This window comes from Moraxella sp. E33BD (genome assembly GCF_041807865.1).
In the GTDB taxonomy this organism is placed as follows: domain Bacteria; phylum Pseudomonadota; class Gammaproteobacteria; order Pseudomonadales; family Moraxellaceae; genus Moraxella; species Moraxella haemolytica.
This window is the reverse complement of the sequence record NZ_JBGTZD010000007.1, coordinates 60,190-83,361: the sequence shown is the minus strand read 5'-3', so window position 1 is coordinate 83,361 and position 23,172 is coordinate 60,190. Positions and strand designations below refer to the sequence as shown.

Below are 23,172 nucleotides of genomic sequence, written 5' to 3'. Positions count from 1 at the left end.
CACTATTAAGCAAATAGATCACATAATGATCTATTTGCTTGTTTTGATTTAAAGCCCCTCAATCTCCCCCACACTCTCCTTAACCTTCCCAATCTGCACTTCCAACTCCGCCAATTTTGCTTTTTCAGCTTCTACCACATTAGCAGGGGCTTTGGCGACAAAGGCTGCGTTGGCAAGTTTGGTTTTGATTTGTTCGTATTGCTTGGTGAGTTTATCCAATTCCTTATTCAAGCGAGCAAGTTCTACCGCAGGGTCAATCAAGCCTTTCATCGGTACATAAATGGTCGCTTGTCCAATCACGCTTGATGACGACAAGGGGGCTTTTTCATCATCTGTCAAGAATGTGATACTTTCCACCTTAGCAAGTGCTTTAAATAGTGGTTCAATACGGCTGATTTGCTCTTGTTCGGTCTCATTGATATTTTGTAGCAATACAGGCAATTTAACCGCATTACCCAAATTCATCTCACCACGAATATTACGCACCGCCCCAATCAAGCCTTGTAACCACGCCATATCATTTTCGGCTTGCTCATTGATACGGCTGTCATCGGCGATTGGATAAGGAGCTAGCATAATGCTTTCTCCACCACGATGAATCATTGGGGCAAGCGTCTGCCAAATTTCCTCACTGATAAACGGCATGATTGGATGTACAAGGCGTAGGGCAACTTCCATCACCGATAATAAGACATACCGCACTTGGGCTTTTCTGTCATCAGATACTTCAGGGTCATTTAAGACAGGCTTGGTCAGCTCCACATACCAGTCGCAATATTCATTCCAAATAAAGTCATAAATCGCTTGACTTGCCAAATCCAACCGATAAGTATCAAAAGCAAGATTAACCGATTGTTCTGCTTTTTGCAGACGGCTTACTATCCACTGTTCTGGCAACTCCCAAAGCTCTGGGCGTGCATCAGTATCAATGTCTTTGCCATCAACATTCATCAAGACAAAGCGAGTAGCATTCCAAATTTTATTACAAAAATTACGATAGCCTTCTACTCGTTTTAAGTCAAATTTAATGTCTCGCCCTGTGTTCGCCAATGCACAAAAAGTAAAACGCACCGCATCTGTACCATAAGCATTGATGCCATTTTCAAATTCTTTTCTGGTGGCTTTTTCAATTTTGGTGGCATCTTTAGGATTCATCAGTCCTGTGGTGCGTTTGGCAACCAAACTCTCCAAATCAATGCCATCAATCAAATCCAGTGGGTCTAATACATTGCCTTTTGACTTACTCATTTTTTGACCTTCGCCATCACGAACAAGCCCATGCACATAAACCGTCTTAAAAGGCACTTGCGGTTTACCGTCTTTGTCTTTGACAAAATGCAAAGTCATCATAATCATTCGGGCAACCCAAAAGAAGATGATATCAAAGCCAGTTACCAGCACCGAAGTTGGGTGGAATTTTTGTAAGATTTGATTATCAAAATCACTCTCATCACCTTTCCAACCCAATGTACTAAATGTCCAAAGAGCCGAACTAAACCAAGTATCTAGCACATCATCATCTTGGCGTAAAGCAATATCGCCTAGATTGTATTTTTGGCGAACTTCTGTTTCATTACGCCCCACATAAAAATTACCATTGTCATCATACCACGCAGGAATGCGATGCCCCCACCAAAGCTGACGGCTAATACACCAATCCTTAATCTCACGCATCCACGCCATATACATATTGGTATATTGCTCTGGCACAAATTTAATATCGCCATTTTGCACTGCATCGATGGCAGGTTTGGCAAGTTCATCAATTTTGACATACCATTGGTCGGTTAGTAATGGCTCAATCACCGTACCAGAACGGTCGCCTTTTGGCGTTTTTAAAGCGTGTGGCTCTATTTTTTCAAGCCAATTCTCATTGGTAGCCTGCTCAACCAACTTTTTACGAGCAACAAAGCGGTCAAGTCCTGCATACTCAGTCGGAGCTGAAATTGAATCTTGTCCAATCACATCAAATTCGGTCAAAATACAACCATCTTTATCAAAGATATTAATTAAAGGCAAGTGATGGCGTTCACCTACATCGTAATCATTAAAATCATGAGCAGGGGTGATTTTTACACAACCTGTGCCAAATTCTTTTTCCACATAATCATCAGCAATGATGGGTACTTCACGATTAGTAATAGGTAAAATAACTGTTTTACCAATCAAATGAGCATATCTTTCATCATCAGGATTAACCGCAACCGCCGTATCGCCAAGCAGTGTCTCTGGGCGAGTGGTGGCAACGGTAAGGTAATTTTTACCATCTATCGTTGTTAAATTTTTATCAGCGAAATAATAATTAAAATGCCAAAGCGAACCTTGCTCATCGTGGTTTTCTACCTCCAAATCCGATAGAGCGGTATGCAACTTGGTATCCCAATTCACAAGGCGTTTTTTGCGATAAATCAGACCTTCGTCATATAGGCGAACAAACACTTCTTTGACCACATCGGACAGCTCATCGTCCATCGTAAAGCGTTCACGAGACCAATCCACGCTTGACCCCAAACGGCGAATTTGGCTAGTGATTGTGCCACCCGATAACTCTTTCCACTCCCACACTTTGTCCAAAAACTTCTCACGCCCTAAGTCGTGGCGACTGATACCTTGTAAACCGAGCTGGCGTTCTACCACCATTTGCGTAGCAATGCCTGCGTGGTCAGTACCGCCTTGCCATAGCGTGTTGTAGCCTTTCATGCGATGATAGCGAGTCAGTGCGTCCATAATGGCATTATTAAAGCCATGCCCCATATGCAGTGAGCCTGTTACATTAGGTGGTGGCAAAACAATACAAAAGGATTTGTCTTTGTCGGTGGTAGGTTTAAAATAGCCTTTTTGTTCCCATTTGTCATAAATGCCTGCTTCAATATCGGCAGGATTATAAGTGGCGGACAACTGATCCAAAGTACGCATAATAACTCCAAAATTTTAATGAAAAAATACCCCCTATTTTAGCAAAAAATAAGGGGATTGTGGGGATTTTTTGGTAACCAAAGCTAGGGGTAGAAACCAACAAAAAGTTATTACGGTGGGCGTTACTGGTTTAGATGGGAGGCTGTAAGGATACATTAAAATTATCCAAACTGGCCACTGCCGTGCCGTAGGCAAGCACCTCCACACCGCCATTACCTATCGTTGATGTCTCAATTCTCACACCATAGATGTGATTATAACCGCTCTTTTGTGCTTGCTTTTTCATTCGCACCACCGCTTCACGCCGTCCTCGTTCAAGCAGTCTTTCATAAACGGTTAGGTTTTTACCAAATAGGCTTAAAACAACAGAATACATCAATTTAAAATAGTCTTGAGCAATAGATACCGAACCTAAGACCAGTACGCCATCTGCATGAGTATCAGGCTGATAAAAGCGTTCATTTGAAATGACGATATACGCCAAAATCCTTTCGTCAGCATCCAAATTTGCCAGATGCTTGCGTTCGGATCTTGTGCCAAAATACCACCCCACACCCACCAAAATAATGACAGTAACGATTTGAAAATTCTGCAAAAGCAGTGCAATCATATTCATGGCATCGCCCCAGATTTATTCAAACAGGCTCATGGTTGATGCCTGATTTGATTGCAAATCTTGCTGTGGTATGGCTTGTGCGGTGGTCTGCACAAAAGGCTCTCTTATTGCCTTAACCGCTGTGCCATAAACAAAGATTTCAGACGCACCTGCTGCCACATTAGAAGTAGCAAACCGCACGCCCACTATCGCATCTGCTCCAAGCTCCACCGCTTTAGCAATCATTCTGCCAAGAGCTTCTTGGCGTGCTTCTTCGAGTAGCTCGGTATAGGCAACAAGCTCACCGCCTATGATATTTTTAAGCCCTGCCAAAAAGTCCTTACCCACATGTTTGGTACGCACCGTGCTACCATAGACCACATCCAAGCGTTCAGTAATGGTGTGATTGGGCAAGTGCTCTAGATTGGATAATTGCATGATTTTTTCCGCTGTTTGTTGATTTTGACATAACAAATGGGTCAACCAAGACCCATTTTACGCACAATTTGCTTAAAAAACAACCATCATCAATCATCTGTATGGAACAACAAAAACAGCTCGGTAATATTGTCTTCAAGGGCATTTGCCATCTGTGCCAGCGTCTCTTCATCTCGCATATCGTCCATTTCTGAATCAATGCCGGATAAAAGCACCATTGGCAGGGTAAGCATCGCCACATCTTCTTCGGTGCTTTCATCATCAAACCAATCAACATTCTCATCAGAGTACATGGCATCAACAAAGCCGATGGCCCACGCCGCCAGATCCCCTTCTTCACTAAAATCTTCAGCTTCTTCACTGGCATTAAAAGGCAATTCAATCGGTTCTTCTGCTTTTAGTGTGTCGTACAATTCTTGTTGCCATGCTAGCAATGCCTGCTTGACCTCGTCAGCAACTTGCTGTTCACCGCCTTCAAAAAATGCCGATAGCCAATTTGGCAAAGGCTTGCCTACAACCGTTGCTGTCAAAAAACCATGTGCAGCAATCGGATCTGGTCCGAATTGATTGGCATCGGATTCTAGATAATCAAATAATGCTTGTTTGTTCATTGTTGCTCTCTTAATCATTATCAAGGTATATCATTTAAAAAGGATTTATACCAACAGGTACAAATCCCATCATCTTAATTTGCCGTTACTTAACAGGTTAAAAATCGTCAAAGTCATCAAAATCATCATCTAAATCAAACTCAGCAAAATCATCTTCCTGCTCAAGTGCCTGCTCGAGCTTTTTTAAACGCTGTTGCTCTAGCAGTGCATCAATTTTTAGGCGTTTTTCCAAAGGTTTTGCTTTGACTTCATCTACCAATTTTGCATCGGTATCTTCTTCAAAGTTGTCATCATCAAAATCATCAATTTCGCTCATCATGACTCCCCATTAATCATCTGTTCATTAGGTAGCCGATAGAATGACTTTTGATTGCATTTTTATCAACCACCAACAGCCTTATATAAGTTATTTATAAAAATGTCAAGTATTTTTGAATTTTTTTTATGATAGCATTCTTATAACAGCACTTTTTCCATCGCTTGGCGTAATCGCTCAGCAGTAGCCCTACTCACACTGGCAAGACTGCGACTTTCACGCTCGTGAATGGATTTGGGGTTATCTAACCGCACAAGCTCAACATACACTTTTACTTCTTCTTGAGCTTGTTCATCAATCAGAATCAGTGGCGTTTCTTTGCGTTTATTGGTCAATCCCAACACCACACTAGCATGCTGTACGCTACTAACAGCGGTGCGAATTTGCCATGCAGGTCGTTTGATTTCACGATGTTTATCGTACACCGCCTGATTCAGCATAAGCATGAGCTTTGATAAGAATACTGCTGCTGTTGCTTGTTTGGCACGGTCGTTGCCATTGATGACGACTTTTGCACCCTTATCATCATAATATTTAATCACTTTTGCTTGCACACCCACCAATAATGTCAGATTCAACAGCTCTTTTAGCGACCTATCTAGTAGCTGATTGCATAAGGCGAAATACGCCACTTTATTGTCATGGCTTACGGTGGATAATAGTTGATTTGGGTCTTCAAGCAGTATTTGAACCATGTAACCAGCTTGATCAGAGATAGTGTCAGTCACATCATGAGTATTTGCCTGCGTATCACCCATTGATATTTCTTGCTGAATTCTGGCTTTTTGTAGAAATGAATTCACCGATGGGACGGCTTTACCCCTGTCTTTGTCTTCGCCTTTGTCATTTACATCTTCATTTGCCTTAGCGGTTGCAGTTAGCGACTGCGTAGTCTGCTGTACCAAAAGACCTTTATCCAGTAGTTCTAGGCGTACTTTTTTGGCGATACTATCTCTTAGTTCACTGGTTGGGCGGGCAATATAGCCATATATCAACCACAAAATCATATGCAGTGCCAATGCACCAAGCAAAAATAGCCAATGTTCTGAGATAATCTTAGCACGACTGATGCTCGGGGCTTTTACCACCACGCTACCTAGTGCATCACTGCCCGAGACCACCGACCCCTTTAGGGAAATACCTGCATCATTCTCACTGCCCACAGGTACAATCAGGATATCTTTAGCGTCATAGATGCCCACAAAAGACAGCTCATAATCTTTGGCATATTTATCTGCTAGCACGCTCATGCTGATACGGTCATTGTTAGCAAGTGGTGCTTTTAGCTCCAAGGTAAGCTCAGCGATTGACTGCTCAGCAGAAATGCGGTATCTATCTTTGCTTTCACGCTCTTCACTGAGCACAAAAAACAAAGTATGCAGACATAAACTAACCAAAATAAATACGGCAAAAAGCCCTTGTCGTGGTGCTAAGAAAGTCATAAGATACAAAAACCTAAAACCCCCTGCCAAGGATTGTGGCAACAATGGGTAAATAACTTGATGAGAACAACCATTTTACCACGCTTATGCTAAAAATTGCTGCATCTTTAGCTAAAATTTATCTATTTTTGCCAAAAAATCAGTGTTTTTTCTAAAAATACCCAAACAATAACACAATCTTGGTTATATTTTTGATACCAAAGGGTAAAAAGTTTGGAATGGGGGTTGTATTTTTTTTGATATTTGGGCATGATAGCCCATACTCATCACCAAGAAAACAGGGTTATCCATATATGAGCATCACTTACGCCCTACCAAAGCATAGTCAAGCATGGCAAAACGCCCTAAATTCTGTTGCCAATGTACTACCCATAGGCATGAGCATAACTACCGCTCCTTTGGAACAATTACCCATCTTTGCCATCGTGGTCGTTGTCAAGCGTCCGCACGGCAATGTTGATTCGCTCATACAGGCATGGGTGGATACTCAAGCAAACTGGCAAGCCATCATTGTCCATGATGATGAAAACGCCAAAACAAATGCCCATCTCATAGAAGTTCAAGAACCGCTAGCTGATGTTTCTGTTCATCGCTATCTGCTCGCCCAAGCCCAATGTATCCAGATGAGCGATGGCGAACGCAAAGCTGCCACTCATATCATTGATGAACAGCTTAGCACCTACTTGGCAGATAGGCTTGATAATGATGCCGATGTACACATTTTGTCTGTCGGTCAAGTGTTGCACAACCACCGTTTGGCGTGCTTTGACATGGACTCTACCTTAATTGAACAAGAGGTTATCGTTGAGATTGCTAGATTCTGTGGCATTGAGGATAAGGTTTTAGAGATTACCGAGCAGGCAATGCGTGGTGAGATTGATTTTGCAACCAGTTTTGCTCGCCGTGTGGCACTGCTTGAAGGGGTCTTGGCATCGGTCATTGACGAAATCATCGCCAAACGCATTACCTTTAGCTCAGGTGCATACGCCACCATCAAGGCACTAAAAGCGTTGGGCTATCATACAGTACTGATTTCAGGTGGTTTTACGCCATTTGCCCAATATGTTGCTCAAACGCTCGGCATAGATGAATATCACGCTAACACCCTATCTGTTTTGGGTGGTGAATTAACAGGGCAAATAGATGACGATATCATTGATGGCAACAAAAAGGCTGCCATCGTTACTAAGATTGCAAACGCACACTCGCTCGGTATGCACCAAGTGGTCTGCGTTGGCGATGGGGCAAATGATTTACCAATGATGCACATCAGCGATATAGGCATCGCTTATCATGCCAAACCTATTGTTAAAGCCAAAGCTGATGCAGCCATCAATATTACAGGGCTTGAAGGAGTGCTATATGCCTTGGGTCATCGTTTTGATGTACACACTTGATTGATGTACGCTTGACTTGCCCAACTGCACATGTACCACCAAAACCGTCAAATAAAACACAAAAACATAATAATCATGATTTGAATAGCTAGCTTTTCGTGAAAAATTTTTGTTATACTACTTGATGAGTTTTTATCAATTAGCTAATTATTAGCCCTTATTCACTTTTTATTTTTGAGTTTTGATATGTTTATAGTGCCTTTTTTAGATATTAAAGCAGATGCCTTAGATGCCCTACTTGCCACTTTAGGCTTTCGTTTAAGCTCGCTCATTAAAAGCCGTTCAAATGATGAGCTAAATTCTCTCATTGCCGACAAAAATATCAGCATCCAGTTCATCAGCCCAACCGCTGAGCGTTTTTATGAGTTTACACAAAGCTCGTTTAGTCAGTCGCTAGGCAAAACAGACAAAGCGGATTTAACCATTGATTTTAAGGATTCCAACACAGGTGTTAAGCTACTTACCAAAGGTGATATCGCCGCTTTTATGACCGCTGTACGAAATGGCGATGTCAAAATCACAGGAGACTATAAGCTTGTGCTTTGGTTTGCAGGAGTTGCCAAGCACGCCACAAAAATCCCTGATGAATATAAAGGCTATATTGACCAAGCCAAGCCTTATGTTGAGCAGGTTGTTAATGCCATTAAAAGCAAGACTGGTAAATAACTCACCTAATTGATTCATCATAGCAATGATGGCGTCTTTTTTGAATACTTGTTTACTATTTTTATAAAGTTTGTTAGAATAAGGAACATTTGTTTACTGATAAATTTCAGTTTATTTTTGACAGGACTGCTAATGAACAACAACACAGCAATAAGACGCAGTAAAGAAGAGATTGCTCGCCTGTTCGACCTGCCACTCATGGATTTGCTGATGCAGGCTCAAAGTGTACACCGACAGCATTTCAATGCCAATGAAGTACAAATCAGCACCCTACTATCCATCAAAACAGGCAACTGCCCTGAAGACTGCGGCTACTGTTCACAGTCAGGTCATTACCGTGATAAAACAGGGCTTGAAGCTGAAAAACGCCTAGAAGTCCAAAAAGTCATCAATGCTGCAAAACAAGCCAAAGCATCTGGCTCTTCTCGTTTTTGTATGGGTGCCGCTTGGAAGCACCCTTCAGCCAAAGACATGCCCTATCTAACCGAACTGATTCGTGAAGTTAAAGCCTTAGGGCTTGAAACCTGCATGACTTTAGGGATGTTACAATCTGAACAAGCCCAAATGCTTGCTGACGCAGGTCTTGATTATTACAATCACAACCTTGATACCTCTCGCAATTATTACAATCAAGTTGCCTCTACTCGCACCTATGATGACCGCTTAAAAACCCTAGACCATGTACGCAAAGCCGGTATCAATGTATGCAGTGGCTCTATCGTGGGCATGGGCGAAAGCCGTGAAGATCGCATTGATTGGATACATGAACTAACCACTATGCCTGTAGCCCCCCAATCCATTCCTGTCAATCTGCTTGTCCCCATCAAAGGCACACCACTTGGCGATAAGGTTCTAGAAGAAGGTCGGTTATCCGTCATTGAATGGATTCGTACGATTGCAGTTACTCGTATTTGCTGCCCAACTAGCTATGTGCGTCTATCGGCAGGGCGTGAAAGCCTAACCGATGGCGAGCAGGCATTGGCATTTATGGCAGGAGCAAACTCGTTCTTTTATGGCGATAAGCTACTGACCACAGGCAATCAGTCCCAAGCCAACGATGATCGACTCATAGCTGAATTAGGACTTATCGCCCAACAACCCAAACCCAAACCCACCATCGTTAATGCCATGACAGGCAAAGATGAATTTCAGGATCTGCCTGAAAACTGTCCGCTATTTGCTTAATCAAAGCTTTATGAGCAAATATTTTTCTTTTTCCACTCAAAGAGATTAAATCCCATGAAAAAATCCACCTTACTTAAACAGTCAGCCCTAGGCTTGACCATATCCCTTGCTCTAAGTACTCATGCACAGCCGTACAGCCAAGTCATTGTATTTGGAGACAGTCTGTCGGACACAGGTAATTTTGCTAAACAAATCAACGATGGTGGCTTAATTGGACTTATCTTTAATACAAAGGCTCAGCCTTCTTTTACCACAAACCCTAATACAACATGGGCTGGCGTACTTGCTCACTCTTATGGACATACTGCCGAACCTAATGACAACCAAACACTAACAGGAACAAACTATGCTGTTGGTGGTGCTAGAGCAGAATTCGAGGTGGTGCAACCTCTTGGTATTGCCACAAGCCCCTCTGTAAAACAACAAATTGACAGTTATTTTAACAAACATGATAAAGCTGACCCCAAAGCACTTTATGCCGTTTGGATTGGTGCAAATGACCTACTAGAAGCCAGTGATAAAAAACACAGCATCTTAGATTCTATTAAAATTCTACAAGATGCTGCACAGTCTGAAATACAATCAGTCAAGCGTCTAAGCGACTCAGGAGCAAAGCAAATCTTGGTGCCAAATCTACCTGATGTCAGTCTAACTCCTCGTATGATTAATGACCCAAACAAAGCATCTGCCACCATTGCCGCTCAATACTACAACAGCACACTATACACCGGTCTCAATCAAAGCGACGCAAATGTCATTCCTGCCAACACTTTTGCCCTGCTTCAAGAAGCAGTAAGCAACAAAGAGGCTTTTGGCTTTAAACATACCGACACCTACGGATGCAAGCCTATTCATCCACAATTACCATCATCATTAATCTCAGTTACTTGCGACCAAAGCTCTTGGCAGACCCCTACAGCCAATGAAGACTTCGCCTTTGCTGATGAAATTCATCCATCAGGACGCACTCACCGTATCTTGGCACAGTATTACCGCTCCATCATTGATGCACCTACTCAAGTGAGCAAACTGCCTCAGCAGATACTTAATACAGGTACCATTAACAATGAGCATCTAAGCCGTCGCCTAAATCGTTTAAATGGTCAAAAACATGGTATATGGGTAGATGCTCTTGCAGGTAGCAATGGTTCGCTTACCACAGGGCTTGACATTGCAGGCGAGCGTAGCCATACAGGAGCATATCTAAGCCATCAAAACCAAGATTATGCCCTATCTAATACCTTAAGTGCAGAGGCTAAGAACATTGGTGTTGGTGTATATCATCGCCATGTATTCAACAATCTATACCTAGGTATGAATGCAGGCATCGATCGCCTAACAGTCAATACCAATCGCCGAATCGCTTGGAAAGGTGAAGCACGCCAGCACAGTGCCAATGCAACTGCCAGACGCTTCCATGCTGATATGCAAGCTGGCTATAACATCAGTTTAGACAAAGCAAGCATTCGCCCTTATATTGGTGTTAACACGCAAAAAGTAGCCTTAAACGCACTGACAGAAGACCAACTTGCACTGTCTACCGCCATGAGATTCCATAAGCAAGACATCAACTCCTTGCAAGGTAAGGTTGGCATTGATATGGATTATGTCATCACGCCAAAGGTAACTTTTACAGGTGGAGTAAGCCATACTCACGAGTTTAAGGAAAATGACCGTGTGATCAATGCCGCTCTCACATCAGTGCCTGAATACGCCAAAGGCTTTACCACCACTGTCGTGGGTGATAAAGTTCATGCCACAAGTGCCACATTGGGTCTAAAAGGTCAAATCGGTCGCACCCAAATAGGCGTGGGTGCTTATGCTACACATCTAGATGGCAAGCATGGTACAGATACCAATACTGGTGGCTTCATCAGTACCGCATGGGCGTTTTAATAACCTCTTTGAATAATCAACTTTCAAAGTCAAATAAAAAGTGGTATCATGCCACTTTTTATTTTATCTACAATTTTTATATTGCTGATGGCTTCTCATGTTTGACTATATTAAGGCTTTTCATATCATCTCGATGATCTGCTGGTTTGCAGGGATTTTTTATTTACCTCGCCTCTTTGTCTATCACGCCATGAGTGAGGATAGGATAAGCCTAGATCGCTTTGTTGTTATGGAGCGTAAGCTGTATCGTGGGATTATGACTCCTGCAATGATAGCCACATGGGTGCTAGGTCTATCAATGGTCATCATGAATTGGCAGGTGTACAAAACACAAGGCTGGCTACATGCCAAGCTCACACTTGTCATTCTCCTAACCATCTATCACCTGCTATGCGGGCGTTTTCGGATGCGTCTGATGGATAACCCCAAGTTAAAAAGCCATGTCTATTGGCGATGGTTTAATGAGGTTCCTGTTTTTATTCTTGTAGCAGTAGTTGTACTGGTGGTGGTCAAACCATTTTAATTGCTAACCAAACCCATATTTAAAAAACCATCAAGAGGGTGTGCCCATCTTGATGGTTGTTTGTCTGATGGCTATTTTTTGCCCCTCAAGCACCGCTTTGGCAATGACAACTTCTCGTTCATCAGCAAAGCCCACAAAGTGATGGCAGTATCCTTTATCGCAAATGGTTAGCTGGGCTTGGTCAGCCTGTATCCAAGCATTCTCACTTAGCCTAACATTCATGCCATTGATACTAAAGAATCCTTGTTTTATCACAAGCAGACCTTGAGCATGGTATTGTTGCGTCTTGGCGGTATGTTTTTTTTGATTAAAAAAATACATCAGCACCGCCCATAATGCCACCGCACCGATAGCATAAGGAACAGGCATGGTAAAGCAAATCACCGCTACTAGCACCGAACAAAGTAGCATGGCCAATGCCCAAATAAACAAATAATCGCAAGTCTTGCCTATCAGCCTTATTTGCACACCATCTTCTATAACCTGCATCACCAGCCCAATGCCTTTTGCTGTGCATCAATCAGTGTGCGAATACCAGAATATGCCAAAGCAAGCATCTCATTTGCTTCATCAGGCGTAAAGGGCTTTTCTTCTGCCGTCCCTTGAATCTCAATAAAGCCACCCGCCTGCGTCATTACCACATTCAAGTCGGTATCACAAGTTGAGTCTTCACTATAATCCAAATCCAAATAAGCCTGACCATCTTTGATGCCAACAGACACCGCCGCAACCAAGCCTAATAATGGGTCTTGGGTTATTTTTTTGTCTCGTTGCAAAGTCTCTAGGGCATCAATGAGTGCTACCGCCGCCCCTGTAATGCTTGCTGTGCGAGTACCGCCATCTGCCTGAATGACATCGCAGTCAATGTAGATGGTATTTTCTCCCAGTTTTGATAAATCAAGCATCGCACGCAAAGAGCGTCCAATAAGCCTTTGAATCTCTTGGGTGCGTCCAGATTGCTTGCCCTTAGCCGCCTCTCGTTGGGTGCGTGTGCCTGTGGCACGAGGCAACATACCGTACTCAGCTGTCAGCCAACCTTGACCCTGCCCTTTTAGCCAGCGTGGTACGCCCGCTTCAATGCTAGCAGTACACAGCACTTTGGTATCGCCAAAGCATACCAATACCGAACCTTCAGCGTGCTTGGTGTAATTTCTGGTGAATGAGATGGGACGCATTTCATTGAATGCACGGTTATTGTATCGCATGATTTTTACTCATTTTTTATGTTTGTTAATGCAAGGATATTCTATCAAGTTCCGCCCAATAATACAAAACATTATCCAAAGAAAAAGACCCACTTAGGTCTTTTTCTTTAAAACTACATCGCCAATGGCAACTTATTGTTTATTTTGTTCTTCAAGCTTACGCAAATCCTTACGCAAAATCTTACCGACATTTGATTTTGGCAATTCATTGATGAACTCAATGATTTTTGGGCGTTTATAGCCTGTTAGCTGTTCTTTTGCCCATTGTTTGATTTCCTGCTCAGTTAAAGTTTCGTCTTTTTTAACAATATAGGCTTTCACCATTTCACCGCTATACTCATCCGACACACCAATAACCCCACATTCTAGTACTTTTGGATGAGCGGAGATTGCCGCTTCAACTTCATTTGGATAGACATTGAAGCCAGACACCAAGACCATATCTTTTTTGCGGTCAACAATCTTGATATACCCTTCTGCATCAATAATGCCAATATCGCCTGTGCGGAAAAATCCATCATCAGTCATCACTTTGGCGGTTTCATCATCTCGCTTATAGTAGCCTTTCATGACCTGTGGACCTTTGGCACAGATTTCACCCGGCTCACCAAATGGCACTTCGTTGCCCGCATCATCAAGCAAGCGGATATCTGTGTGTGGCAAAGGAACACCGATTCTGCCAGAATAGCCTGCCGGTGGTGGCGTAACAGTCAGTACAGGCGAAGTCTCTGATAGTCCATAACCTTCGGTGATATAACAACCTGTCATATCTTCCCACGCTTTGGCAGTACTAGGTAAGACAGACATACCCCCTGCAAGACTAAACTTTAAGTTGCTGTGGTCAATATTCTTAAAGCCTTCATGGTTCGTCAGTGCATTAAATAGCGTATTAACGCCCATAAAGAAAGCCGGGCGATACTTGCTGTGCTGTTTGGTTAAGTCGTTAAAATCACGAGCATTTGGAATCAACAATAACGAAAAACCGATACGCATCGCCAACAGGCTCACCATGAAGCAGAATATGTGATAAAGTGGTAGAGCAATCGTTACATATTCGCCTTTTGTTACGCCATTAGGAAATGCCGTTTGCACGAAGTTGCTTGCTTGTCTAACATTGGCAATAATATTACGATGGGTCAGCATCGCACCTTTGGCCACACCAGTTGTACCACCTGTGTATTGCAACACTGCCACATCATCAAGTTCTAATTGTGGGCGTTTATAATTACTGTGCGGAACTTTGTTTAACGCCTCTTTAAAGCTGACGGCATTATCCAACTGATAGCTTGGTACCATTTTTTTGATGTGTTTGACGACCAGATTTACCACCAAGCCTTTTAGACCCAACATATCGCCAATACTGGCGACCACGACATGCTTTACCTGCCCCTTGTTTTTGACATCAGCAAAAGTTTTGGCGAAGTTTTCCAAGATGAATAATACTTTGGTATCGCTATCATTGAGCTGATGCTCAAGCTCATGGCTAGTGTATAACGGATTGACATTGACTAGTGTATAACCTGCACGAATAATACCAAACATCGTGATGAGATATTGTGGCACATTGGGCATCATGACCGCTACTTTATCGCCATTTTGTAGCCCTAGCGACTGCAAATACGCTGCAATCTTTAAACTTGCTACATCTAACTCGCTATAGGTCATGGACTTATCCATGAAAGTTAGCACATTATTCTCTCTATGAGTGGCGATATACTCCTCAAAACTATCCGCCAACGAATTAATATGTTCTGGTATCTCAAAATCATAATCAACGCCATACTGTTCGTAGGTCTTATACCACAAGCGATCTTTTGGGAGTGCGAAGTTAGATGTCGTCATAATCTATTCCTTTTTTTACATGAAGCGGCCGATCTCATTCGACCTATCGGCACAATATTACATAACGCCAAATATTGCGATTAAAATTTTCTAATAAAATACACCATTTTTTTGGATTTGCCAATCAATTTTTATGTTTTGTGAAAGACCCACACCAAAATAATCCGCCACTAAGATAACCATAGCATTTGCACCGCTTGATAACCAACTTTTATGCCAAGTAGCAACAAAATCACCAAAGTCAATAAGCGAAATTTTTCTTTGGGTAAACAACTGCCAAGCCGTCCACCAAGCACAATCCCTACCACAGACAACACCGTTAAGAAAGCAATCACAACCCAAGTTTGGCTTGGCACGCTCATGATGGCATCTTTTAAAATGATGGCTTGTACTAGTTTATTAACAAAATAGCATAGATTGCCTAGCTTGATGATGGTAAATTTATCATCACTGATGGATAATAAGTACATCAATAACACCGATGGCATGGCGTTGGTCGCCCCACCAATCACACCTGCAACCAGACCAATTATCATCAATGATACTAGGTTATTAGGCAGAACGATTTTTTTACCCAAAAGACTCATGATGGCGTACCACAGCACCGCAGCGACCAACGTCAACATCAGATATGCTGAGTTCATAACAAGTAGCAGATACACACCCAAAGCACTACCAATCACCGAAACAACAATCAACATCCAGTATTTTCTAAGGTAATGGCTAAAGTTATGCCAAATACTACCATTGCCAAACAGCCATGCAATTAGGTTTAACACCGCTGTTGGTATCAGCACAATGATAATCGCTTCTGCCAAACCATAAGGCGAGCTTAATGCACCAATAGTAATGAGCGGAAAACCCATGCCTGCAATACCATGCAATAATGACGCCACCAAAAATAAGGCGAGCAACCACACCTCCAGCGTCAAGGTTTTCATACTATCATGCTCTTAGCTTGGCTTTGTTGATTAAATTGGGCTTGTTTTAACAGCATTGTTTCACCAATCATCAAAACAAGCTGAGCTGCGATATCATCTTTGCTTGCCTTAGCAAGTAGTCTTTTGTCTTTGGCGTAGGCTTGAGCAAAAAACACCGTCATGGCATTATCATCTGCACCAAAGCCAATGGAAGTATCTGACACATCGTTTACCGCTATCATGTCCAAGTTTTTACTGACAAGCTTGGATTTGGCATAATTTTCGGTATCTTGAGTCTCAGCAGCAAACCCAACCATAAAAGCACGGGGGAATTCTTTGGCAATAGTGGCAAGCACATCAGGATTTTTGACAAGCTCTAAGACCAGAGCGTCATTATCAGCATTTTTTTTGATTTTTTGGGTAGCGACAGTTTTGACTTTATAATCAGCAACGGCAGCGGTGGCGATAAAGATGGTATCGCCATCATCACGCATCACACTTTGACAAGCAACCAACAGCTCATCTGCCGTTGTGATGGTGATTTTATCCGCACCTATTGGCGTGGGCAGATGAACCGATTTACCTGCAATAATAATAACCTTTGCACCCATATCCAGACAGGCACGAGCGATGGCATAGCCCATTTTTCCTGTAGAATGGTTGGATAGGTAACGCACAGGGTCAATGGATTCTACTGTCGCCCCTGCGGTGATAACAACGGTCTTGCCTGTCAAATTTTGGGGTATCGAACAACGACGCAAATAACCCAAAATTCGCTCGCACAAATCTTCAGGTTCGGGCAATCTGCCAGCTCCCACATCGCCACACGCCTGCTCGCCACTGTCAGGATTTAGGATTATATGACCAAATTTTTGTAATTTATGCAGATTTTCTTGGACGACTTTTTGTCCATACATCGCCTGATTCATCGCAGGGGCAATCAAAATTGGTGCGGTAGTTGCCAAGCACACCGTACCCACCAAATCATCTGCTAAGCCACCAGCCAGTTTACCAATCATATTGGCTGTAGCAGGGGCAATCACCACCACATCTGCCCACTTGGCAAGCTCAATATGCCCCATGCCTCGCTCTGCTTGCTCATCAAGTAGCTGAGTATGCACCTCTTGACCCGTCAATGCCTGCAAAGTTAAAGGCGTGATGAACTGGCACGCCGCATCAGTCATCATGACACGCACATTGCACCCCGCCTTCATGAGCAAGCGAGCAAGAGCAGCAGATTTATAAGCGGCGACACCACCTGTGATGGCAAGGAGTATATTTTTGGTCTGGAAGGCGTGATTCATTATAAGAGATGTAAAGGTTAAAAATAGTGCATATTTTAGCACAGATTAGGCGTGGGTGTGGAACGCTTTTGCCCTACCTAGTATGATTGATGTTTTATCTAGCCTGTCCTATTTTTTAATACCAATAAAATATCAGGTCATCAGACCAGTTGTAATTTTAGTAGCCCAACCAACAAGCTGACGGTTTTTATTGCCAAGTTAATAACGCAATCAGTTGGCAAATGCTCAATACCGCTCGCCGTGATTTTGCCATAGACGCCATCAAATTCTAGTCTACTCATCAAAAGCATAAAATGATATTTTTTATAATTTTTTACGCAAAATATCATAAAAGACCTTTAGCCCCATCAGTTTTTATGATATATTTCTAAGATTGTTTATTTTTTAGTCAAGAGAATAATACTTATGCCAATGAACCGAATTAAAGCATTTTTTGAATTAGAAGCCGCTGGAGGCATTGTGTTGGCGGTCGCTGCTATCTTGGCAATGATTGTCGCTAACTCACCCTTGTATGACTTTTATAACAGCTTTATTCATGCCCCCGTTGTGGTTCAGATTGGCGAATTTAGCATCAATAAAGATGCCCATCATTGGATTAACGATGGACTAATGGCAGTCTTTTTCTTTTTGGTGGGGCTAGAGCTAAAGCGAGAAGCCCTCATTGGCGAGCTGTCTGATGTCAAGCAGATTATCCTGCCTGCCTTATGTGCAGTAGGTGGTATGATAGCTCCCGCCTTAGTTTATACAGGACTAAATCACGGTAATGCCATTGCCATGCAAGGCTGGGCGATTCCAACTGCCACCGACATTGCCTTTGCTATCGGCGTATTAAGCCTACTTGGTAACCGAGTACCCAACGCCCTAAAAGTATTTTTGGTATCCATCGCCATTTTTGATGACTTGGGGGCAATCATTATCATCGCACTATTTTACACCTCCGAGCTGTCCTTGGTTTCGCTAGGTATTGCGGCTGTTTGTCTGCCGTTTTTATTCATCTTAAACCGCCTTAATGTTGTGCGTTTAACGCCCTATCTACTGATCGGTGCGGTGTTGTGGGCTGCAATGTTAAAATCAGGCGTACACGCAACATTGGCAGGGGTGTTGTTGGCACTCTTTATCCCACTTCGCAATAAAAAAGACCCAGAACACTCGCCATTAGAAGAGCTAGAGCACGACTTGCACAACACCGTTGCCTTTGGTATCTTGCCACTATTTGCTTTTGCCAATGCAGGTATTTCTCTTGCCGGTACGAATTTAGATAGTCTTATTCATGGTGTGCCGTTAGGTATTGCACTAGGTCTATTTGTCGGCAAGCAAATTGGCGTTATGCTACCTGTACTCTTGGTGGTAAAATTAGGCTTAGTACAACTACCCAAAGGGACAAATCTTAAACAGATATATGGGGTATCACTGCTGTGCGGTATCGGCTTTACCATGTCGCTATTCATATCGAGTCTTGCCTTTGGTGGCATTCCTGAAGATTACGACCCACGATTAGGCATCATCTTAGGTTCGCTCATCTCTGGTGTTGCAGGCTACATGATGTTAAGAGCCAATATTAAAGATACCGATCACCCAATCCTTGCTAAAAATGACGGTATGTATCTAGGAACCAGTGGGCAATCTTGATGATGAAGCAATATCAATCTAGACTTACCGACTTTTAGCGTGTCAAAAACCATCCTTATAAATAAACACAAACAACCCATGACTGGCGTCAGCATCAACAATCATGCTGACGCCATTTTTGTCAAAATATCAAAAACAAAGCCTGCCAAAGCAAGCATGATGACAAGCGTCAGACTCATCAATCAGCACGATCAAGTGGATACAGTTTTGGTAAATCAAGCAGTTGTTGCACAAGAGCATATTTTAAAGTCTCCCTACTACCCAAATACCGCTGATAAAAACTTGAATTGAGCAATCCTGCACCGCCTTGACCGACCGCCCAAATGCTCGCCACATAATCTCGCACCGTCATCGCACTTTTTTGTTCCTTTAGATACTGTTCAGCGATTTCAAGCAGTCTTTTCATGCGTTCACGGCGGATACGATATAGCTCGGCAAATATCTTATTAAGCCCTGACGATGTACCCGCCAGACTCTCTTCAATATGGTTAAACAGCATCGCTCGTTGTGGCAGTCGTAGTTGTTGTAATACCATGCGAGCAACGCCTGCTGCCGCCCCATCTTGGGTCTGATTCATGGCGAATAGCCGTTTTTCATGGTCAATGAGAATCCTAAGTAACAGTTCATCTTTACTGGCAAAATGCTTGTACAGTGTGCCTTTTGCCAAATCCAAATGCCACGCTAAGCTATCTAATGTCAAATCGCCTTCGCCTGATTCTAAGATGAGTTGCTCAGCAGCTTGCAGGATTTTAGTCTCCCTAATTTCAAATAATTCCTTGCGATTTGACATATCAGTCCTTACAAAATTAAACCAAGTAGCTGCCTGCATCAACCAGTTAGTAAATACAATCTCTACAATGCCCAAAAGCGTCTGTTGTCTAGCAAGCAAGCTAACAAAAAATTATAACAAACTCACACCACAAAAAACACCAATTTCACCAAAAACTTCTTAAAAATTCATCGAAAAACTCTCAAAAGCCACCGCCAATCAAAATTTACGATATGATTGATAAAATCAATAATAACATTGACAAAGTTCAGTTAATTTAATGTGAATAAATGTTCACTTTTTTAAAAAATTAGGCTACAATATAATAATATTACTAACCATCATTCCAGTCTATTTTGACCAACAGGACCCCAACATGAGCGTCGAAAGAAATCCGCAAGCCTTTGAGAACGCCCCCATCAACTGGGTGCCAGCCATTGTCTTGCTATCAACCCCGCTGCTTGCCATCGTACTTGTGCCTTGGTATCTGTGGACACATGGTGTCAATCCTGCCGTTTGGACAGCTTTTGCTTTCTTTATGGCGTGGACAGGGCTATCCATTACAGCAGGTTATCATCGCCTATGGGCACACAAATCCTATGAGGCACACCCCATCATCAAATACTTCTTGTTGCTTGGGGCAACCTTAGCTGTACAGAGTTCAGCCTTTGACTGGTGTTCTGGACACAGAACCCATCATCGTCATGTTGACGATGAGTATGATGACCCATACTCATCACAGCGTGGTTTTTGGTTTAGCCATATGAATTGGATGCTTCGTAAATATCCAAGCGGTCAATACGACTACAAAAATATTCCCGACCTTAAAAAAGATAAACTACTACAACTTCAGCATAAATATTATGGCATCTGGGTAATCTTAACCAATATCGTGGTGGTTGGTTTGGCAGGTATATTGACGGGCGATATGCTTGGCACTTTTTTAATTGCAGGTCTGCTTCGTATGGTGCTAACTCATCACTTCACCTTTTTTATCAACTCGCTGTGCCATATGTTTGGCAGCAGACCATATACTGATGAAAACACCGCACGAGACAACCCAATTCTTGCCATCTTTACTTGGGGTGAAGGTTATCATAACTACCATCATTACTTTCAATATGACTATCGCAATGGCGTAAAATGGTGGCAATACGACCCAACCAAATGGTTCATCAGCATGCTACACAAAGTCGGACTTGCCAAAGACCTAAAACGAGTTGATGATGTAACCATCAAGCACGCCGAAGTCATCATGCAGTTCAAGCGTGCCCAAGCTCGCATTGAAAAAAGCAACGAAAAGAGTCTAGATGATCGCCTGCTTGCCTTTAAAGAACGCATCAGTGCCGAATATGATGCGTTCACCCAAACGGTAGAAGAATGGCACGCTCTAAAAGCAAAATCTGTTGAACTTAAGCGTACCGAATTTGTCAATCGTCTGCATGAAGCCGATGAGAAATTAAAGGAACAATTTGCTCAAGTAGAAGCCAAAATCTTGGCACACAGTGAACGCATTGAGAATGCTTACTTGCAGTTAAAAGGTAAATCGGTCCAATAAGTACCAACATCGTTTTTCTCCTTACCCTTTGTTCAATGACAAAGGGTTTTTTATGGCTGTTTGTGATACAATGGGCTAAATTAACGAGCATACCCATGAAATACCATCATCATTATCTCACTCTAGACCCCATCTTATACCACAGGCAAGCCGCCCTACCGCTAGAAAATCCCTTACTGGTGCATTTTAATCATGACTTGTATGAGCGTATTTTTGATATTCCCTTTGACGCACTTGATTGGCAAGGCATCATTGGTGGAGATAATAATGCTTTTGCTGATGAGTTTTGTCCATTGGCGATGGTTTATGCAGGACATCAGTTTGGACAATGGGCAGGACAGCTTGGCGATGGACGAGGTCTATTACTCACTCAAGTTATTAATAAAGATGGCAAACTCACCGACCTGCACTTAAAGGGTTCAGGACGCACGCCTTTTTCTCGCTTTGGTGATGGGCGAGCGATGGTCGATAGTACCGTGCGTGAATATCTAGGCGGTCATGCCCTATCTAGCCTAGGCATCAAAAGTTCAAACGCTTTAGGTTTTGTTGTCTCAGACACGCTGATTGCTCGCATACAGATGGTCAAAGCCGCAAGCCTGCTACGAGTCAATGATTGCCATGTGCGTTTTGGGCATTTTGAATGGATTGCAGCATACCAGCCTAAGCTATTTAGCGAATTTACCTACGAGATGCTTGCAACTTATTATCCACATTTACCCAAAAATGACCTTGATGAATTTTTAAAACAGGTTTGTCAAAATACCGCCAAGCTCATCGCCCATTGGCAGCTTATCGGCTTTAGTCATGGTGTGATGAACACAGACAACCTAAACATTACAGGCTCAACACTAGACTTTGGTCCTTTTGGCATGATGGAGCGGTTTAACCCAACTTGGATCAATAACCACTCCGACCATCATGGTCGCTATACCTATCAAAACCAACCAACCATTGGGCATTGGAATTTACAAAAATGGCTATCTTGCTTTGCCTTGCTGTCAATAAAACAAGAAACCATGATGGCAAGCCTGGATAGTTACCAAGAGACTTTTTATCATACTTATAATGAAGGGATATGCAAAAAATTAGGACTGCCTCATCACCAAGACAGCGTCAATCTTGCCTATGAATTTGTAAGTCTCTTAAAAACTTATGAACTTGATTATACCAACAGTTTTCGGGCACTCATTGCCCTAGTGGATAATATGCCATCGCCACACGAGCAAGCACTATTAGACACACTCACAGCAGAGATAGACGCTCAAGATGGTCAAACTTCATGGATGGATTGGACGACAAGATACATACAGCTCATCGAACACACCACAAATAAAACAGATGCCACCTGTCTTATGAAACAAACCAATCCTGTGTACATACTTAGAAATAGTATGGCACAAGACGCAATAGATGCCGTGCTAGCAGGGGATTTTGGCGAGATTGGGCGGTTATTTCAGCTACTAAAGACACCATTTACGGTGCAAGATATTGCCAAACCCAGTGATACACTGCCCACACAACAGCACGATATGCTACCCATCAGCTGTATGTCTTGATAAATGCAATCAACAATCATGGCAATGCAACCAAAACCATTAAAAGCCTGCACCATCTGCCATGTGCCATTGTGGTCGCCCAGTAAAAAATCACTCATAAGCAAGCTCTTTATTGGTAATACCTGCCATAGTATGTTATAATAAAGCCATATCATGATGATTGGCAGTTTGTCATCAATTTATAACAAGGATTATTATGCCTAGTATCTACTTGCTCATTCCTTTAAGTCTTATCTTGTTCATTGTGGCGATTTGGGCGATTTGGTACGCTGTGAAATCCAATCAGTTTGAAGACCTAGACAACGCACCAGAACAGATTATCTTAGATGACAGGCAAGCACGCCGAAAATCCCTAGCCAACAATCCAAACAACCATGTAAATTAACATATCCTGAAGGTGGTTC

At 42.6% G+C, this 23,172-nt stretch carries 22 protein-coding genes; 9 read left to right on the top strand and 13 right to left on the bottom strand.

Annotated features, from left to right (window positions below):
* Positions 1 to 48: 48 nt before the first annotated feature.
* The 6 genes from ACERC6_RS05670 to ACERC6_RS05645 all read right to left on the bottom strand — a co-directional run bounded on the left by ACERC6_RS05670 (position 49) and on the right by ACERC6_RS05645 (position 6,318).
* Positions 49 to 2,916, bottom strand: a complete 2,868-nt coding sequence (locus ACERC6_RS05670) for a valine--tRNA ligase (RefSeq protein WP_373628120.1) — start codon at positions 2,914 to 2,916, stop codon at positions 49 to 51.
* Between the two features lie 130 nt (positions 2,917 to 3,046).
* On the bottom strand, positions 3,047 to 3,532 hold the full coding sequence (locus ACERC6_RS05665; protein WP_373628119.1) for a YbjQ family protein: 486 nt from the start codon (positions 3,530 to 3,532) through the stop codon (positions 3,047 to 3,049).
* A 15-nt stretch (positions 3,533 to 3,547) separates the two neighbouring features.
* A complete protein-coding gene (locus tag ACERC6_RS05660; protein WP_373628118.1) occupies positions 3,548 to 3,949 on the bottom strand; it encodes a YbjQ family protein in 402 nt (133 codons plus the stop codon).
* A gap of 89 nt (positions 3,950 to 4,038) precedes the next feature.
* Positions 4,039 to 4,560, bottom strand: coding sequence for a YecA family protein (locus ACERC6_RS05655; protein WP_373628117.1), 522 nt, complete (start codon positions 4,558 to 4,560; stop codon positions 4,039 to 4,041).
* 97 nt (positions 4,561 to 4,657) lie between these two features.
* On the bottom strand, positions 4,658 to 4,876 hold the full coding sequence (locus tag ACERC6_RS05650; protein ID WP_373628165.1) for a PA3496 family putative envelope integrity protein: 219 nt from the start codon (positions 4,874 to 4,876) through the stop codon (positions 4,658 to 4,660).
* Between the two features lie 140 nt (positions 4,877 to 5,016).
* A complete protein-coding gene (locus ACERC6_RS05645) occupies positions 5,017 to 6,318 on the bottom strand; it encodes a hypothetical protein (RefSeq protein ID WP_284674098.1) in 1,302 nt (433 codons plus the stop codon).
* Positions 6,319 to 6,611: 293 nt separating this feature from the next.
* Here ACERC6_RS05645 and serB point away from each other — a divergent pair, with 293 nt between their 5' ends.
* From serB to hemJ, 5 genes are all read left to right on the top strand, one after another.
* A complete protein-coding gene (serB, locus tag ACERC6_RS05640) occupies positions 6,612 to 7,715 on the top strand; it encodes a phosphoserine phosphatase SerB (RefSeq protein WP_373628116.1) in 1,104 nt (367 codons plus the stop codon).
* A 186-nt stretch (positions 7,716 to 7,901) separates the two neighbouring features.
* Positions 7,902 to 8,381, top strand: a complete 480-nt coding sequence (locus tag ACERC6_RS05635; protein WP_373628115.1) for a hypothetical protein — start codon at positions 7,902 to 7,904, stop codon at positions 8,379 to 8,381.
* A gap of 132 nt (positions 8,382 to 8,513) precedes the next feature.
* Entirely contained in the window at positions 8,514 to 9,566 is a 1,053-nt protein-coding gene (gene bioB, locus ACERC6_RS05630; RefSeq protein ID WP_373628114.1) for a biotin synthase BioB, read from the top strand.
* A gap of 54 nt (positions 9,567 to 9,620) precedes the next feature.
* Entirely contained in the window at positions 9,621 to 11,462 is a 1,842-nt protein-coding gene (locus ACERC6_RS05625) for an autotransporter domain-containing protein (protein ID WP_373628113.1), read from the top strand.
* A gap of 97 nt (positions 11,463 to 11,559) precedes the next feature.
* A complete protein-coding gene (hemJ, locus tag ACERC6_RS05620; protein ID WP_284674093.1) occupies positions 11,560 to 11,985 on the top strand; it encodes a protoporphyrinogen oxidase HemJ in 426 nt (141 codons plus the stop codon).
* Positions 11,986 to 12,015: 30 nt separating this feature from the next.
* On the opposite strand, the gene ACERC6_RS05615 is transcribed toward hemJ, so the two are convergent.
* The 6 genes from ACERC6_RS05615 to ACERC6_RS05590 form a co-directional block, all read right to left on the bottom strand.
* A complete protein-coding gene (locus ACERC6_RS05615) occupies positions 12,016 to 12,474 on the bottom strand; it encodes a hypothetical protein (RefSeq protein ID WP_284674092.1) in 459 nt (152 codons plus the stop codon).
* Positions 12,474 to 13,190, bottom strand: a complete 717-nt coding sequence (gene rph / locus ACERC6_RS05610; RefSeq protein WP_284674091.1) for a ribonuclease PH — start codon at positions 13,188 to 13,190, stop codon at positions 12,474 to 12,476. The genes ACERC6_RS05615 and rph overlap by 1 nt, the downstream gene beginning before the upstream one ends.
* Before the next feature lie 132 nt (positions 13,191 to 13,322).
* Entirely contained in the window at positions 13,323 to 15,032 is a 1,710-nt protein-coding gene (locus ACERC6_RS05605) for an AMP-binding protein (protein ID WP_373628112.1), read from the bottom strand.
* A 170-nt stretch (positions 15,033 to 15,202) separates the two neighbouring features.
* Complete coding sequence (locus ACERC6_RS05600) at positions 15,203 to 15,973, bottom strand: TSUP family transporter (RefSeq protein ID WP_373628111.1); 771 nt, start codon at positions 15,971 to 15,973, stop codon at positions 15,203 to 15,205.
* Positions 15,970 to 17,256: a bifunctional phosphopantothenoylcysteine decarboxylase/phosphopantothenate--cysteine ligase CoaBC gene (gene coaBC, locus ACERC6_RS05595; RefSeq protein ID WP_284674088.1), complete on the bottom strand. Its 1,287-nt coding sequence runs from the start codon at positions 17,254 to 17,256 to the stop codon at positions 15,970 to 15,972. Before coaBC ends, ACERC6_RS05600 begins: the two co-directional genes overlap by 4 nt.
* 140 nt (positions 17,257 to 17,396) lie before the next feature.
* A complete protein-coding gene (locus ACERC6_RS05590; protein WP_373628110.1) occupies positions 17,397 to 17,537 on the bottom strand; it encodes a hypothetical protein in 141 nt (46 codons plus the stop codon).
* A 124-nt stretch (positions 17,538 to 17,661) separates the two neighbouring features.
* On the opposite strand from ACERC6_RS05590, the gene nhaA reads away from it, so the two are divergent.
* A complete protein-coding gene (nhaA, locus tag ACERC6_RS05585; RefSeq protein WP_373628109.1) occupies positions 17,662 to 18,885 on the top strand; it encodes a Na+/H+ antiporter NhaA in 1,224 nt (407 codons plus the stop codon).
* A 178-nt stretch (positions 18,886 to 19,063) separates the two neighbouring features.
* On the opposite strand, the gene ACERC6_RS05580 is transcribed toward nhaA, so the two are convergent.
* Positions 19,064 to 19,675, bottom strand: a complete 612-nt coding sequence (locus ACERC6_RS05580) for a TetR/AcrR family transcriptional regulator (protein WP_373628108.1) — start codon at positions 19,673 to 19,675, stop codon at positions 19,064 to 19,066.
* Positions 19,676 to 20,030: 355 nt separating this feature from the next.
* Here ACERC6_RS05580 and ACERC6_RS05575 point away from each other — a divergent pair, with 355 nt between their 5' ends.
* The 3 genes from ACERC6_RS05575 (at position 20,031) to ccoS (ending at position 23,153) form a co-directional block, all read left to right on the top strand.
* Positions 20,031 to 21,212: a fatty acid desaturase gene (locus ACERC6_RS05575; RefSeq protein ID WP_284674084.1), complete on the top strand. Its 1,182-nt coding sequence runs from the start codon at positions 20,031 to 20,033 to the stop codon at positions 21,210 to 21,212.
* Positions 21,213 to 21,307: 95 nt separating this feature from the next.
* Positions 21,308 to 22,768: a protein adenylyltransferase SelO family protein gene (locus ACERC6_RS05570; protein ID WP_373628107.1), complete on the top strand. Its 1,461-nt coding sequence runs from the start codon at positions 21,308 to 21,310 to the stop codon at positions 22,766 to 22,768.
* Positions 22,769 to 22,964: 196 nt separating this feature from the next.
* Positions 22,965 to 23,153 carry a cbb3-type cytochrome oxidase assembly protein CcoS gene (ccoS, locus tag ACERC6_RS05565; RefSeq protein WP_284674081.1) on the top strand — a complete coding sequence of 63 codons (189 nt, stop codon included), beginning with the start codon at positions 22,965 to 22,967 and terminating at the stop codon, positions 23,151 to 23,153.
* Positions 23,154 to 23,172 lie beyond the last annotated feature (19 nt).